The sequence below is a fragment of the Alkalihalobacillus sp. BA299 genome (assembly GCF_017745675.1).
Lineage (GTDB): Bacteria > Bacillota > Bacilli > Bacillales > Bacillaceae_F > Alkalihalobacterium.
The window spans coordinates 1-15,276 of sequence record NZ_JAFLJM010000026.1; the positions used below are offsets into that span (position 1 = coordinate 1).

At 33.6% G+C, this 15,276-nt stretch carries 16 protein-coding genes; 7 read left to right on the forward strand and 9 right to left on the reverse strand.

Features of this window, described 5'->3' with window-relative positions; genetic code table 11:
• Positions 1-123: 123 nt before the first annotated feature.
• The 7 genes from J0N78_RS22895 to J0N78_RS22925 all read right to left on the reverse strand — a co-directional run bounded on the left by J0N78_RS22895 (position 124) and on the right by J0N78_RS22925 (position 6,860).
• Positions 124-1,098 (reverse strand): CgeB family protein, encoded by a 975-nt coding sequence (locus J0N78_RS22895; protein ID WP_209125411.1) that lies wholly within the window; start codon positions 1,096-1,098, stop codon positions 124-126.
• A 251-nt stretch (positions 1,099-1,349) separates the two neighbouring features.
• Complete coding sequence (locus J0N78_RS22900; RefSeq protein WP_209125412.1) at positions 1,350-2,039, reverse strand: BMQ_0737 family morphogenetic spore coat protein; 690 nt, start codon at positions 2,037-2,039, stop codon at positions 1,350-1,352.
• A 191-nt stretch (positions 2,040-2,230) separates the two neighbouring features.
• Complete coding sequence (locus tag J0N78_RS22905; RefSeq protein ID WP_209125413.1) at positions 2,231-2,716, reverse strand: hypothetical protein; 486 nt, start codon at positions 2,714-2,716, stop codon at positions 2,231-2,233.
• Positions 2,717-2,813: 97 nt separating this feature from the next.
• Entirely contained in the window at positions 2,814-3,797 is a 984-nt protein-coding gene (locus J0N78_RS22910; protein ID WP_209125414.1) for a BMQ_0737 family morphogenetic spore coat protein, read from the reverse strand.
• 357 nt (positions 3,798-4,154) lie between these two features.
• Entirely contained in the window at positions 4,155-4,886 is a 732-nt protein-coding gene (locus tag J0N78_RS22915; RefSeq protein WP_209125415.1) for a BMQ_0737 family morphogenetic spore coat protein, read from the reverse strand.
• A 158-nt stretch (positions 4,887-5,044) separates the two neighbouring features.
• On the reverse strand, positions 5,045-5,770 hold the full coding sequence (locus J0N78_RS22920) for a BMQ_0737 family morphogenetic spore coat protein (RefSeq protein ID WP_209125416.1): 726 nt from the start codon (positions 5,768-5,770) through the stop codon (positions 5,045-5,047).
• 343 nt (positions 5,771-6,113) lie between these two features.
• A complete protein-coding gene (locus J0N78_RS22925; RefSeq protein ID WP_209125417.1) occupies positions 6,114-6,860 on the reverse strand; it encodes a BMQ_0737 family morphogenetic spore coat protein in 747 nt (248 codons plus the stop codon).
• Positions 6,861-7,233: 373 nt separating this feature from the next.
• Between J0N78_RS22925 and J0N78_RS22930 the strand changes: the two genes are divergently transcribed.
• The 4 genes from J0N78_RS22930 (at position 7,234) to J0N78_RS22945 (ending at position 11,779) form a co-directional block, all read left to right on the forward strand.
• Positions 7,234-10,125 (forward strand): coiled-coil domain-containing protein, encoded by a 2,892-nt coding sequence (locus J0N78_RS22930; RefSeq protein ID WP_209125418.1) that lies wholly within the window; start codon positions 7,234-7,236, stop codon positions 10,123-10,125.
• Complete coding sequence (locus tag J0N78_RS22935) at positions 10,112-10,531, forward strand: M67 family metallopeptidase (protein WP_209125419.1); 420 nt, start codon at positions 10,112-10,114, stop codon at positions 10,529-10,531. The genes J0N78_RS22930 and J0N78_RS22935 overlap by 14 nt, the downstream gene beginning before the upstream one ends.
• 144 nt (positions 10,532-10,675) lie before the next feature.
• Positions 10,676-10,855, forward strand: coding sequence for a hypothetical protein (locus J0N78_RS22940; RefSeq protein WP_209125420.1), 180 nt, complete (start codon positions 10,676-10,678; stop codon positions 10,853-10,855).
• Positions 10,856-11,080: 225 nt separating this feature from the next.
• Positions 11,081-11,779, forward strand: a complete 699-nt coding sequence (locus tag J0N78_RS22945; protein ID WP_209125421.1) for a CsxC family protein — start codon at positions 11,081-11,083, stop codon at positions 11,777-11,779.
• Between the two features lie 217 nt (positions 11,780-11,996).
• Here J0N78_RS22945 and J0N78_RS22950 read toward each other — a convergent pair whose 3' ends face one another.
• Both J0N78_RS22950 and J0N78_RS22955 read right to left on the reverse strand, forming a co-directional pair.
• Complete coding sequence (locus J0N78_RS22950) at positions 11,997-12,206, reverse strand: hypothetical protein (RefSeq protein WP_209125422.1); 210 nt, start codon at positions 12,204-12,206, stop codon at positions 11,997-11,999.
• A 538-nt stretch (positions 12,207-12,744) separates the two neighbouring features.
• On the reverse strand, positions 12,745-13,035 hold the full coding sequence (locus J0N78_RS22955) for a hypothetical protein (protein WP_209125423.1): 291 nt from the start codon (positions 13,033-13,035) through the stop codon (positions 12,745-12,747).
• A 306-nt stretch (positions 13,036-13,341) separates the two neighbouring features.
• On the opposite strand from J0N78_RS22955, the gene J0N78_RS22960 reads away from it, so the two are divergent.
• The 3 genes from J0N78_RS22960 to J0N78_RS22970 all read left to right on the forward strand — a co-directional run bounded on the left by J0N78_RS22960 (position 13,342) and on the right by J0N78_RS22970 (position 15,271).
• Positions 13,342-13,590, forward strand: coding sequence for a 3'(2'),5'-bisphosphate nucleotidase CysQ family protein (locus J0N78_RS22960; RefSeq protein ID WP_307794995.1), 249 nt, complete (start codon positions 13,342-13,344; stop codon positions 13,588-13,590).
• Between the two features lie 135 nt (positions 13,591-13,725).
• Entirely contained in the window at positions 13,726-14,535 is an 810-nt protein-coding gene (locus J0N78_RS22965) for a UTP--glucose-1-phosphate uridylyltransferase (protein ID WP_209125424.1), read from the forward strand.
• Between the two features lie 151 nt (positions 14,536-14,686).
• The gene (locus J0N78_RS22970) at positions 14,687-15,271 is read left to right on the forward strand and encodes a hypothetical protein (protein WP_209125425.1); all 585 of its coding nucleotides are present in this window, start codon (positions 14,687-14,689) and stop codon (positions 15,269-15,271) included.
• Positions 15,272-15,276 lie beyond the last annotated feature (5 nt).

Genomic DNA, 15,276 nt, shown 5'->3' on the forward strand with positions numbered 1-15,276 from the left:
CTATACCAAACAGATGGGTGTTTTTTCATGCAAATTTTTAGTGTCAATGTAAGTATTTCAATGACGTCAGCAACTACTACTTGTTGAACTTATTGAACTTTTATTGGTGCGAAAGTTGAGTTATTAATTCTTAATAATATTCATCATTCTATTAAGTCGATGAGTAAATGTATCATTGTATAATACTCTTTGTCTAGCATTTTTAGCAATCTCCTTTCTCTCCTTTTCATGTTCAAGGTAATAATTCACTTTCTTTAGTAAATCCTCCGTTGATGTGAATGAAATAATCTCTTTGCCTTCGCTAAAATGGTTAATTAGGTCTGGTTTATGATCAATGAGTTGAAAGGCTGCACAACTAGCAATATCAAATGTTCGATTGTTTATACTTTGGTTAATCACGCCTTTTCCGTTACGATTGTATTTAAATTGATACGGACGGTGTGAGTTAAGAATAATTTTTGTTCTATTATATATTGATGCTACACGTTGAGGTTCAACCCAGTGGTTTATAATTCGTATTCTACGATTGTGTTGATATTTGGCGAAATCAAGCTGCCAATTCCCTCCAATCGTTAAGATAGAGTGAGAGGAATGATCTAGAAGGAATTTCGTAAACTTGATTCGTTCTGGATAGGCATAGCCAACAAAGCAAATATCATGATCATAATAGCCGTTTTTATTTTTTGATTGTGGTAAAAAAATGTTTTGATTTGTTCCAAGTGGAAGGTGATGAACATTTTTGTGTCCTGCTGCATTATAGAAGTCTACACAAGATGACTCAATCGTAAATACATAATCAAAGTGATGAATAAGGTTTAATGTCTTATCAGTAAAATAAGGATCCTCTGTCATCCAAATGGCCGTAGGTATCTTTTGTTTCTTTATCCAATCAAGCATTGAAGTAGGCATTTTAAATCCTACCATTGTAAGAATAAGATCGGGTTTAAAGGTATTTATCATTTTTTTTAGAGAATCGAGTCCATAAAAGATATTAAAGCTTCTAACGGCATGATTTAACTGGGATAATGATTTCATGATGGACTGATCAAAGTACAAGTAGATTCGCTTAAAGCCAGATGGAATGTATAAAATTTTCAATAAAATCACCTTTTCTAAAAGGATTTTTTATTTTCGTTTTTCTTTATCTACCTTAACCTCTAAAAAGACTAACCTAATTATGTTTATGCATTTAAGGCTAAAAAATATTTAATTAATTATTTATCTATAGGATCAAGAGGGCGTATAGCTACATAGGATATATAGAAATCTTCATACATCCGCTTTTATCTACTATGTAAGAAGTCTAAATAATAATAAAAATAAAAAGGGGAAAGCTCCCCCTTTTATCCTTATGATCTTGGAAACACTTGTGGACATTGTGGTGGTGGTGTAACTCCAGGACAAGTAACTGGTAATTCTTCACGTGGCTGACAAAACTCTGCTGTTATTTTAATTTTAACAGGAGCTTCCATTTGTACGTTTAAACAAAAGTCGATTACCACATCTAGGCTTACGAAGGTAGAATTGTCACACATTAAAGTAGCTTCACAAGAAAAGGTTGATAGATCACAGACCACTGTAGTACCTTGTGGGGCACATAGGATAAAATGTTGAGGTCGGCTCGAAAATGGTTGAGGGTCTGATACACAAACAACCTGATTATTATCGTCCCTTATTTCTACAACAAAAAAACCACTAGCAATTAGTTTGACTTTTTGTAGGGTAGTCGTTTGCCCTGAAGGAAGGGTTACGGTTACATCCTCGCGTTGAGCTATTTCTTCACAAGTAATCGCATTTGGATCGGTAAAGTCAATTCGATTTCCAGCTTGATCTGATAGAAAGCATGTTGCTGTTGTTCCAAATAAACAAGGGTCCGCGTCCATTCCTGTAATTCCTGTGATGTCATTACAGTCAAAGTTAAGTTGATTTAAACCTGTAAACCCTTCAAAACTTCGGGAAACCTCGATTTGCCGGGTTACCCAATCATAAACTTTATTAACTCTAATACATAGGGCTTCTTGTATCGGTTGAATTTTCATATTTTCATCCCCTTCTACACTCAGATACTATATCCTATGGTTTAATCACCTGTAAGGACTAGATGAATGGATTGATACAAATATGGAGTTTTTAAGGGGATAAATAAGAGATAATGATTGATGCTAGTACTAACTTAGGATGGGATGTAGCTTTTTTAAAATTATTAACCTAGTAATGTTAATTGAATGTATTAAAAATTAATGATGATTTTATTCAAGGCAGGTGTTCCTTGCTGAAGCTCTTTAAAGTAAATATACCCATCTACTATTACTGAGTTTTTTTCTTTAGGCTTTGTTAGTTTTAAGTCGAAATTTGAGAAAAAAAGCTTTTCTGCAGGCTGTAATTTGTCACATTCTTTAGGACGTAACCAGTATTCTCCAGTTTCCTTTGCTTTCTCTTTACGTTCCTGATTTAAGTACTGCCACTCCTCAGAATTTGTGGCATCGACAATCATTTCATTGCGAGGAGCTGCATCAATTTTTCCACCAAGTTTTCCGGATTCTGCTGGTTTTATCTGTATACAAATCACGGGTGTGTTTAGCGCTTCTTCTCCCGTGTTTTCAATTATAAAATTCCCCATAATGAGTACTTCTTTTTCTTCATCATCTAAATCTGGTAAGATAACAGAGTAATTGAAAAATGCTTGACCTTTTAATATTTTTTGTTCATCCGCCATTATTTTACCTCCTTAAGAAAATCCCTTACTAATTCATATGTATGTGATAGGGCTCGCCAATATTAAGACAAAGAAAAAAGACAGCAATTAATGCTGTCTACGTACATTCGATTCGGAGGGTTACACTTCTTGTTCTTCCTGTTTGATTATTTCTCACTGTAATCACAGCAGTAGCACTTCCAGGTTTTTTACAATGTACACGAACCCCAGCTTCACCATTTCTTGTTTCCAAAGTTACATTTGCAATCCCAATAGGTGTGACGGAGTTTATTTGAGTAACCGTTTGATTAGGACCAAAACTTACAAAAACAGGTTTACACACTTTACCGCGAACATCCCTTATATCACTTATCGGAAAAATTTCAGGGCATTGAGGTGGAACTTGGAGCGGTGGACACTGAAACGGAATTTCTTGACGAGGTTGACAGAAGTCTGCTGTTATTGCCAGCTTAACAAAAGCCTCCATTTGAATGTTTTGGCACATGTTGATATGAACATCAATTTGATTAAATGTTCCGTCTGCATTACAACAAAGGATAGCTTCACATTGGAAATCTGAAATTTCACACTGTACTCTAGTTCCTTGTGGTGCACAGAGGAAGAACTTTTCAGCTATTGAAAACGATTGTGGGTCTGAAGTACAAACGACTCCATTACCATTTGATATTCGGATTACAAAAAATCCCTTTTTTAATACTTTAACCTTTTGCAGAGTGACAGAGTTACCATCAGGAAGCTCAAAGTTAAAATTTGTACGATTATTTGGATCCGTTAATTCTTGACATAAAATGGCCCCAGGTTTTTCAGGATTAATTGGATTTCCAAAGGAATCAGTTATAATGCATTCAACATTTAAGCTGTTACAAACGATTCCAATATTATTGATACTATTGCTAGTGCCATTGAAAAATTCACATGGGTCAGCAAAAATGCCTGTAACACCATTACATTCAAAATTGAGATCACTTAAACCAGTCGTTCCATTATACATTCTTGAGAAATCGACTTGCCTGGTGACCCAATCAAAAACTTTAGGAACTTTAATACAAAGGGCTTCACTTATTGGCCTAATTTTATTCATACTATAGTCATCCTTCCTAATTTTGGACTACTTCATAGTATGTATTAGCCTTTCTATTTGGATAAGTCATTCGTTTAGATAAAGTCCAATTTAGTAAAATTGATGATTTTATCTAGTTAATAATGTGTATCCTTTATAAACACTGAGGTTGGAGTTAGGTGTTCCACTCCTTAAAAGGAAAAAACCTAAAAAATTCCACGTGCGCCTTAGCCGTATGTCATGTACTATTTTTTGTTGTTGAATATATATAGAGTAGAGAGGTGAAAAGGGAGGTCTATCACACCAAATTCATCATATATATAGTGGAGAAAAAATAAAAAGGAGGTTTTAACCTCCGATAGATGATGAATATTTAATTTAATAGTCGTCATTACCAGGAAAAATTTCTGGACATTGTGTTGGGAAGTTAAGTGGCGGACAATTAAAAGGTACTTCAGGGCGAGGTTGACAGAAGTCTGCTGTAATTTCTAACTTTACTATTGCTTCCATTTGAATGTTTTGGCACATGTTAATGGAAACATCGATTTGTTGAAAGATCGGATCACCTTCTTCATCTTCTCTACAAATTAAATTGACATCACATTCAATATCTGTAATTTCACATTGTAAGTATGTTCCTTCAGGAGCACAAAGGAAAAACTTTTCAGCAACAGCAAATGATTGAGGGTCAGATGTGCATACAACAGATCCTGAAGAATTTGAAATTTGCACGACAAAATATCCCTTTTTTAACACTTTTACTTTTTGCAGAGTGATAACTTCCCCGTTTGGAATAGTGATTTCAACTTCTGGGCGTCCATTCTTTTGTGGTATCTCCGTACAAACAATCGCATCTGGTGAAAGTGGATTTACAGGGTTTCCATAGGAGTCTGTTAAAATACACTCAATCGATAATGACCCCATTCCAGCTAATGCAGCACAAGGATCTACACAGTGATGACCATTGCAGCTAAAGTTTAACGTTTTTAAGGAGTCGTGACCTGTAAACGTTTGTAGTGGCACATCCACTTGCCGAGTCACCCAGTCATAAACTTTAGGTACTTTGATACAAAGAGTTTCTTTGCCATTCTTACTTGACTTTTCGTACATGTTGATCATTCCTTTCATAAATGATTGGGCTAATGTCTAATTTTATAGTATGAAATCATAAAACTTGTGTGCCAGTCTTTTTTTATAATTTTTGTATCGGAAAGGAACAATCATTTACCAAATAAAAAAAAGAGGGTGGGGGCCCTCTTCTTTTTAGATTATGACGGGAAAATTTCTGGACATTGTGGTGGAAATTGTAGTGGCGGGCATTCGAATGGCAACTCTTGGCGTGGTTGACAAAATCCTGCCGTAATCTCCAGTTTGACTAAAGCTTCCATTTGAACGTTTTGGCACATGTTAATGGAAACATCGATTTGTTGAAAAACCGGGTCTCCTTGCTCATCTTCTCCACAAATTAAGTGAGCATCACATTCAAAATCGGTAATTTCACATTGTAAAAATGTACCTTCAGGAGCACAAAGGAAAAACTTTTCAGCAACAGCGAAGTGTTGTGGATCTGATGTGAACACGACGGTACCTGCAGCATTTGTTACTTGGACGACAAAATGTCCTTTTTTCAACACTTTAACTTTTTGAAGAGTAACCACTTCTCCATCTGGAAGTGTAATTTCAACTTCTTGTCGACCGTTTGGTTGCGGAATTTCTGTACAAAGGATAGAACCGTGTACTAACGGGTCAACAGGGTTGCCAGCTGAATCCGTAATAATGCAGCGAACGTTTAAAGCTCCCATTCCAGCTAGTTCTGCACAAGGATCTAAACAACTACTACCATTACTATTTGAATGAAAGTTTAATTGTTTTAATCCGGGATCCCCATTAAAAGCTTGAAGTGGTACATCGACTTGTCGAGTGACCCAATCATAGACTTTAGGTACTTTAATACAAAGGGTTTCTTGACGTCCCTCAATTGGTTTAATATCCATAACTTAAAAACTTCTCCTTTCACACCATGTGTTTTAGGGTTTATTCCCAATGTTATATTATGTCAGGGCTAAATTTTTGTGAGAATAATTTTTAGGAAATGTTGTGAGAATATTTATCTAGGATTTGAATAGGTAGTAGACTATAAACCGTCCAGTCCTTACAGTTATTATAGTTTTTCAAGTTGGTAGCTAATGGTGAACTTTAAAAATGGGTAAGTGTACAAGCTTCTCAATATTTTTAATCCCTTCTTTTCTATCCTCAAGTTTTGTAATCCAGTCAATAAAAAAAAGCTGCTGACCTAGGGGAGTCAGCAGCTAAAAAAGGAAGGTTCGCTACATCACATTAACCAGGAAAGACTTCTGGACATTGTGGTGGAACTTGAAGTGGAGGGCACTCGAACGGTAGTTCTTGGCGAGGTTGACAGAAGTCTGCTGTAATTTCCAATTTAACAGTTGCTTCCATTTGAATATTTTGACACATGTTGATATGAACATCGACTTGGTTGAATGTACCATCTGGATTACAACAAAGAGTTGCATCACATTGAAAGTCTGTAATTTCACATTGTAAAAAAGTTCCTGGAGGTGCACAAAGGAAGAATTTTTCCACTGTAGCAAATGATTGAACATCAGAAGTACAAACTACTCCATTGCCGTTCGATACTTGGATCACGAAAAATCCTTTCTTTAAAACTTTAACTTTTTGGAGAGTGACAGTATCTGGAGTGACTCCATTTGGAATAGTGAACTCAAAACTTTCACGGTTTCTTGGATCTGTTAACTCTTGACATAAAATAGCCCCAGGTTCCTCTGGATTTACTGGATTACCAAATGAATCTGTAATAATACACTCAACATTTAGATTGTTACAAATGATCCCATTATTATTCCCATTGCCGTTGCCATTCAAAAGCTCACATGGATCAGCAGCGAGTCCTGTAACACCGTTACATTCAAAATTTAGTTCTCCTAAACCATTAGTTCCGTTAAATGATCTAAAGAAATCAGCTTGTCGAGTAACCCAGTCATAGACCTTAGGAACTTTAATACATAGAGTTTCTTGACAACCTTGAATTGGACTAATCTTCAATTCAATCATCCTTTCAAAAAAGTTTAGTAGGTTTTTACCACACTGTATAGTATGTACGCCCTGATGATTTGTATGGGTGCATGCACAATTTGATCAATATTTATCTAATTTTTTTTTGCATAAAAAAGAAACAATTAATCATTCGCCCATATACATAGTATAGATGGATAATATCTGCCTGTTAAAAAGATGTGGTTATTTAATTTGCAAATAGTCATTCTTTGGTTCGAAAGTCAAGTGTAACCGCCGTAGCCAGCGATACAATAGTGGAGGTGGGGAGCAAGGGAATCTAATTCCTTGAATGGCTTATTGATGTATTAGTGGGGAAGCAACCATAAAGCAGATTACAATGTATTTGAAAGGAGAGATTGTTTTGAGCCGCCAAACCAAAAGCGATTTCAATAACATACAACAAAAGCAAATGCTATTGCACTTAAAATCAGAACTAGCACGCTATCAAATTAATGAAGAAAGATTTGAACGGTTGGTTGAAAAACTGAGAAAGGAAAAAGGTGAATTACAGCGTGCATTTAAAGAAAAGATCTCTCAATTAAACGAAGTAACAGAGGAAAGTCGGGAGTTTTATAGCGAAAAACTAGCATTATTGTCTCGTTTGGAGGATTTAGGGAAGGAGCAAGTTGAGCTTCAAGAAGCCCTCTCTTATTATGAAACCGAAAAAGCACAATTATTAGAACAAATCAATCAATTGCAGTCGACACTTGATGAAGGTCAACAACCATTAGTAGACGAACTCAATGAACTAAAACATCAAAAATCCGAACTGCAAAATGTACTCGAGGAAAAAACGAAAGAACTAAATGAATTAATGGAGCTAAAAAATCAATATTTACAAGAGAAAGAAGCATTGGTTAATGAAAATGAGGAAATCATTCAACAACTGAAATCATTAGAGGGGGAACAGGAATCCTACGAACAGGAAATCCAAAAATATTCAGCAGCCAATGAGCAGCTTCAACATGAAATTCATCTCCTAAAAGAACAACTCGACGTTGACCAACTTCATATTATTGAGGAGCTTGAGTACGTTACGAAGGAAAAGATAAAATTACAGCAAGAACTTCAACAAAAAATTACCGACCAAGATAAACTAGAGGAACAGTTAGAAATATATAATAAAGAAATAGAAAGTTACGTTAAACAAATACAAAAATTAGAAACAGAAGCTTTAAATTATCAAGCGATTATTCAAGAGCGTGATGAAACTATTCAATTATTAAAGGAAAAAATCGATCAGGAACAATTAGAGCTTATTCAGCAATTAAAACAAGCGGAAAATAAAAACGAAGAACAAGAAACAATGATCAACGAATTAAAACACGAAATTCAAGATGTTAATGAAGAATTAGATCATTTTAAAGCGGAAAGAACCACCTATGAAGAACAAGTAACAAACTATGAGGCATTAATTCGTGAGCTTGAAGAAGAGGTTAATCTTTATAGTGAAAAAACAGATGAAGATCAAATGAAATTAATTCAAGAATTAGAGGAAGCGGCAACTCGTTATGCCCAACTACAGCTCGATTTCGAAGAGAAAGTTTCAAATTTAACAAAATTAGAGGAAACGAATCGTTCTTATAAACAAGAACAAGAAAGTTTAAATCAACAATTAGAAAATGAAAGACAAGAAAAAGAGACATTAAAAAATAAAGTAATTGAACTTGAGGCGAATTTAACAGACGTTGAAGGTAAAGTGAATCAAGGTCAATCGAGTTTTATCGAAGAAATCAACTTACTCAAAAGTGAAACAGAAGAATTAAGAAGTGAACTTCAACAAAAAGTGACCCAGGTTAATCAATTAGAGAAAGAAAGGAATTCCAATAAAAATGAAAGAGGAGAATTACAAAAACTGATCGAAAAACTGGAGGAAGAAAATAAAGAAAATAAAGAATTGATTAAATCACTTGAAAGTAAACTGAATACCCTCCAGGAGCAATCTAACCAAGACCAAATAAAGATAATCCAGGAGTTTGAACAGATAACCAATGAAAAAGACCAATTACAATATAATTATGAACAACAATTGGAAAAAATAACACAATTTGAAGCTGAGACGAACCAATATAATGAGGAAATCCAGCAATTACGTGAACAGCTAAAACGAATTGAAGAAGAGAAAAATACGTTAAATCAACAACTGGTAAATTACAAAGATAATCAACAAGAAGTGGAGAAACAAAAGAAGACTATGCAAGAAGAGAAGCAATTACTTCAAAAGGATTTCGTTAAGAAGAACGAAGAATTAACACGTATAGTAGACCAATTGGAAATGCAAAAAGCTGCATTAATTGAGTTACAGGATAAGTACAAAGAAAGTGGTATGGAAAACGAAAGGTTAACAAAAGAAAATATATCATTAAGCAGTCAACTCGAGCGGCTAGAACAACAAAATAATAGTATTCATGAGCATGTTAAATATTATGAAAGCTTGAATAAAGAAATGAAGCAAGAAGTTACGGCTCTAACGAAAGAAATTAATGAAATTCATGCTGATCTAAAAGTAAAAACAAAAGAAAACAGTCGTTTAGAAAACGAATTAGAGAAACATTTATCAACATTAAATCAACTGAAATTACAACAAAAAGATCATAGTCAAGAGTATGAAAAGGTTATAAAAGAAAACAAGGCTTTGCATGGTGAAATAAAAGGACTCCATGCAGACTATAAGTCATTTGAAAAGAAATTTACTAAGCTGGAAGAAGAAAAGAATAGAAATGCATATCAACTAAGCGAGTATAAAGAAGCATTAACTCAAGCGGAAAAAAGTCTTAAAGAAATAAAAAAGGAATATCAGAAATTAGAACATCAATTAGAAAAGCAAACAGCAGAATTAAACCGTACGAAAGAACAAAGGGATGAATACTTGGAAGATAAAAAATTGTTAGTTAACCTCCTTCAAAACTCTAATGCTAATTTTAAAGCTGAACCGAGAATGGATATAAGTAATAAAGGTCAGCAAACAAATATAAAAAATGAAGAAATAGTTGTAAGGCAATATGAGGAAACAGTAAGCAATTCCAATTCGTGGTTTTTACGAAACTTAAGAGATCAAAACTCGCTTAAAAATAAAGTAAATTCTAAGCTTAATTCTAAACCAAAATCAATTCAAGCTAATAACCGACCTTCAGTCGATTCATTTTTATCATTAAATAAACGATCATCACAACCGAAGTATCAAAATCCTGTAAACCCCCATGTTGAAAATAAACAATTAAATCAAACAGAAAACGTGGATGAAAAAGAATAATCAAAATATTTATTATATGAAAAAAGAAGTTTATCAACAAATCGTAGAATACTGCAAGAAAGAGGCGCCACTTGAAGCATGCGGGTTAATTTCGGGGATAGATAAAAAAGGACTTTCTTTTTGGCCAGTTCCTAATGAAGAAAATAGCCCTTTCCAGTTTAAGATTTCAGAAAAGAGTATGAAGGAAACGCTTAGTAAAGTGGAAAGGAAAGGAGAACAATTAACAGGAGTTTTTCATTCTCACCCGAACACGAGGGCGTATCCATCCTATTATGATATTAAAAATCATTCATATCCAAACCTTGCTTACATTATTGTTTCTTTGTTAAAAAAAGAACCAACTGTTTGCTGTTTTAGCATTAATGAAAATAAACAGGTTACTAATTTAAAGCTAGAACTTATATAAAGAGATAGCTCCAGGGCTATTCTCTTTTTTATGGAAGCTTAAGGTGAAGAGAGCTTAACGCGGAAACAACTTTTAAAAAGAATGCATATAATAAAGTATGATTAAATTATAGTGTTTTGTAACATAGAATAGGGAGGGATCAACTTGAACCCAAATAAAAGACGGTTAGTTTCTAGGACATATAATACTAGCGGCCATGTTTATATGAATCAACCAACTGGAAATAAAAGTACCTCACCATATAAAGTTTTTTCATCAACAAATCAACCCGTGCAACAAAAAAGCGGCGGATGTGGATGTGGAAGCAAAACGCAAAGAAGATAACCAGGCAGATTTTACTGCCTGGTTTTTTACTTATGGATACTTCCTTTTAGAAATCTATTGAGTAATTTTTATTGTTAATCTAGAAGTGTGCCTAATATAAAACAAGGATAAATGACTTAATTTGTTATAGCTTCATATAAATAGACTCTTGTCCGTTACCATCAAATACCCCTGTGCATTTAATATAGTGTAACAGACAAATAAATTATAGAAAGGTGGATAAATATGAACTTTCATTCAAAAGGTAAGTTCAACAAGTTTAATAAAGCAGCAAGTTGTAAAACTGCAGACCAAGCACAAACATTATCCCAATGTGAGAGTACGCCTGTAGATATTACAGGCGTAGGAGATCGTGTAGTAAAAGTTCCAGTTGTCGTTGCACACGAGCAAATACAAGTTGATATTGAATCTGTAGATAGACTTCCAAAACCAGCCCGTGAAATTAAGCGAATTCGTAAAAATGTTCACTTAACACAATGTAAAGTTGTTCAGTCTGGTCTTACAGGGAATGTAAAATTATTTTTAGCCGGCTTTGTACGTAAAAATATTGAATTTGTCACAAGTTGTTCTGGGGCCATCGAACATCATACAGTGGAAGTACCGTTTAGCTGTGTCGTACCTCTTACAACAACCAACTTTGAAGATCAACTATCAAGTATTAAAAATGGTGTAGTAGATATTCTATTCAACGATAAAAAAGGCATGGGAATGGATATGAAAGAACGAGGGATTCTTACAGTCGAGAATTTTAATGAAAAACCATTTTGCGAACTAGAGCAGGCATTCATTACTGAATTGGATATTTCAGAAGATTGGAAGCCAGGCTGCAATGTTTTCCGAACACTCAGAGAAAAAATAATTCTAGATTTAGAATTAAAAGTGTTACAAGTTCAACAAGTTTTTGTACCACCATTAGCACCATAATAAGGATAAGAATTATGTAATAAAGGAAAAAAATGGTTGATAAACAATACCTTTAAAAGATCGATGTTGACAACAACTGTCAACATCTTTTTCTATTGGTTGAAACACGGAACCTGTCAAAGGGAAACTTAATTTTTAAACCATCGTAATACATTGTTTGTACTTACAATATCTTTGTAAAAAAAAACCCTCTTTTTGGGAGGGAAATAATTAGATATTATTTTTTACGTTTATTAGATATAATGTTTTCGAGATACGTTATAGCATTATTTACATTATTAGGATTAAAAAAAGTTTTACTTTTACTTGCGGTTTCACTTCTATTGAGAGTACCGTTTTTCATCTTTTTTTTTGTATTAATATTATCATTTTTTAATACCTTTGCGATTAACGACTCCGCTAATATTTTATTAGAATCAAGATTCATTAATATCCCTCCATTTAAATTATATTAGAAGCTAGTATTACGTTATGCTATTAGGAATAATCTAGTGAAGGCTTTTATCCTTTGGATATTGCCCATTGTTGGAGAGTTGATAATGAAGCTTTACATACCAAGGGTAGGTAAACTCGTTACTGATTATTTAAAAAGTAATTAAACAATTGGCTGTGTTAAAGCCCATTGTTGATAAACGTAGATTTTGGGTTCATCGTGTGAAATTTTAGCTTTACACGCTTTTCAGTATACTAAAAGGTTGAAAAATGGAATGAAATATTGAGAAAATGCATGTTCTCACTGAATTTCCTTCCATATTTTCAATAATGAACCCAAAATCAACACTAAACATTGACAGAGCCAAAAAATATAAAAAACAATCAAATAGAATAAATGGTAACGTATAAGGTCAGTTAACATGGAATACTTATCCATCCTGTTTTCTTTCTAAAAAAACATACTCAAATCAGCCGTTACGACTAATTTGAGTAAGTCTCTCTATATTTTCTAACACTTCTATTTTATTGTTTTAGGGATTAATAAACGTTTTTACTGAACTTATATCATTTGTGTCTACAAAAATTTGGTTCTGGCTGGTGCCATCTTTTTTAAGTTTCTTTTTAAAATTACTTTCTGTTCGTTGCAAGTTCTTCATTTCTAAAAAGGTATTCAAATCGCTATAAATATTTTTGATGATAGACTTTAATATTTTTTTCTCTTCTTTCGTGAGTTGATTTTTCATATCAATATTATGTTTTTTTAAAACAGTTGAAACAAACATCTCCGCAAATTTTTTATTAGATAGCCCATTAACATCCATAGCTACCCCTCCTTTCAAAGTAATAAAGAAGCCTAATATACGGTATGCATGACTAGGTATTTAGTGTAGGCACCTCACTAGACAAAGCTATTTATCGATAAAAAGTTTTGAATAAATGGGCAGAAGTAGTATTGAAGGCTAGTTTGCTCACTTATTATAATGAAATGGATAAGTAGTAGGGAAATATTGAAAAATGATGCAACTGGATAACGAAATTACATAATGGTGGGCTTAAAACATGCTTGATAAAATTAATTTGAATGATGTAATTATATAGCTCTTAAAGCAGGTGAACGTATTTTTGAAATCTATCAAAAAGCAGATTTTGAGGTTGAAAGTAAACAAGATGACTCTCCTTTAACATTAGCTGATAAAAAATCAAATGAAGTGATAGTGAAAGAACTAAAGGGGTTATATCCTAAAATTCTGATTTTAAGTGAAGAAGGGACGTATTTTTCTTATGAAGAAAGAAAAAGGTGGAATTATCTATGGTTGGTTGATCCATTGGATGGGGCGAAAGAATTTATTAAGAAAAATGGTGAGTTTAAGTACTAAGTTAAGGAGTTGGCTAATGATTTTCTGAATCATTACAAAAAACAAATGACTATAGCCCTTTTTAATAGGACAATTTCCTTTTATCCCATGGACGAATATCTTAGTAATAGGAACAAGTTTTAAAGGGGGAGCCACATGAAAATAAAAAAAGCAATTATTCCAGCTGCAGGATATGGAACGAGAAGTCTCCCGATAACTAAAGTTCTTCCAAAAGAAATGTTTCCTATTAATGGAAAACCAGCGATTCATTATGTTGTTGAAGAAGCTGTCGCCTCGGGTATTGAGGAAATATTAATTGTTGTCTCGAGAAATAAAAATATGATTATCGATTATTTTGATCGTTCACTTGAATTGGAAGCATTTTTAACGGAAACGAATAAAAAGCACTTATTAGAAAAGTTATCGGTTCCAAAAGCACATATACAATTTGTACGTCAACCTTATGCAAGAGGATTAGGCAATGCCTTAGAAATGGGGATGCCATTTATTAATGATGAGCCGTTTGCCGTTCTTCTACCAGATGATCTATTTTTTGAAAAAAAACAGAGCTTAAAGCAATTGATAAAAGCTTATGAGAAAAAGAATAGTAGTGTGATAGGAGTCCAACAAGTAAAACAAGAGCTGTTAAAAAATTATGGTGTGATCAAGGAGAAAAAGGTTTCAGCTAGATTACATGAAATCGTCGATATTGTTGAAAAGCCTCAAAGTGACCCTCCTTCTAATCTAGCTGTTGTTGGTCGGTATGTTTTACATCCCGATATTTTTACATTTCTCAAGAAAATAAAGCCAGGTGTTGGTGGAGAGATCCAATTAACAGATGCGTTAAAAGAGATGTTAAAAGTTCGAAAGTGCTTCGGATATGAGGTTACAGGGGAGCGTTATGATATTGGGTCAAACAAAGACTATTTCGAATTATTGAAGAAAATGTACATTGCAGAAGGTTAATCTGAGCAATCAAAATTAGATGAACAGATAGTTTGTAAAGCTTATGTAAAAAATTCAAAATCCTACTCAAATACCTATACCATTATAAATTCATAACATATTTTATAGCAGTGCAATCAAAAAACAATTTATATGTTTAGGGAGGATCAAGATGAGTAGTGAGCTTCATGAACTAACGATCGAACTTGAATTTCAAGACGATATATTTTATGAATTAGAATATGATGGTGAAGTTGGGGAGTTAACGATCCATAAGAAAACAGGTGACAGTGAAGAAGTTGTTGCAAATGCGGGCTCAGTAGTAAACACTAACTTTATGAATGACTTATCCATTTCTTCCGATATGACAGAAGAACAATTAATTGAGAACATTCTTAATGCGTTAGGTAATGATTCCTTTAGTGAATTAGATGTAGAGATTTCATTTGCAGATGGAAACACAGTTGAGTTTATAATTGAAGATGATGAAGATGATGAAGAAGACGAAGATGATGATGAAGAAGACGAAGATGATGATGAAGAAGACGAAGATGATGACGAAGATGATGACGAAGATGAAGACGAAGATGATGATGAAGATGATGACGATGAAGATAAAGATGATGACGAAGACGAAGATGATGATGACGATGAAGATGAAGATGAAGATGAAGATGAAGATGAAGATGAAGATGAAGATGAAGACGACGATGAAGATGAAGATGATGAAGATGAAGATGAAGATGATGATGAGTAATGAAA

Bases quoted from the DNA above. Each gene is read 5' to 3' on its own strand.
- J0N78_RS22900 (WP_209125412.1), bottom strand. From the start codon at position 2,039: ATGAAAATTCAACCGATACAAGAAGCCCTATGTATTAGAGTTAATAAA.
- J0N78_RS22905 (WP_209125413.1), bottom strand. From the start codon at position 2,716: ATGGCGGATGAACAAAAAATATTAAAAGGTCAAGCATTTTTCAATTAC.
- J0N78_RS22910 (WP_209125414.1), bottom strand. From the start codon at position 3,797: ATGAATAAAATTAGGCCAATAAGTGAAGCCCTTTGTATTAAAGTTCCT.
- J0N78_RS22915 (WP_209125415.1), bottom strand. From the start codon at position 4,886: ATGTACGAAAAGTCAAGTAAGAATGGCAAAGAAACTCTTTGTATCAAA.
- J0N78_RS22920 (WP_209125416.1), bottom strand. From the start codon at position 5,770: ATGGATATTAAACCAATTGAGGGACGTCAAGAAACCCTTTGTATTAAA.
- J0N78_RS22935 (WP_209125419.1), top strand. From the start codon at position 10,112: ATGAAAAAGAATAATCAAAATATTTATTATATGAAAAAAGAAGTTTAT.
- J0N78_RS22945 (WP_209125421.1), top strand. From the start codon at position 11,081: ATGAACTTTCATTCAAAAGGTAAGTTCAACAAGTTTAATAAAGCAGCA.
- J0N78_RS22950 (WP_209125422.1), bottom strand. From the start codon at position 12,206: ATGAATCTTGATTCTAATAAAATATTAGCGGAGTCGTTAATCGCAAAG.
- J0N78_RS22955 (WP_209125423.1), bottom strand. From the start codon at position 13,035: ATGGATGTTAATGGGCTATCTAATAAAAAATTTGCGGAGATGTTTGTT.
- J0N78_RS22965 (WP_209125424.1), top strand. From the start codon at position 13,726: ATGAAAATAAAAAAAGCAATTATTCCAGCTGCAGGATATGGAACGAGA.
- J0N78_RS22970 (WP_209125425.1), top strand. From the start codon at position 14,687: ATGAGTAGTGAGCTTCATGAACTAACGATCGAACTTGAATTTCAAGAC.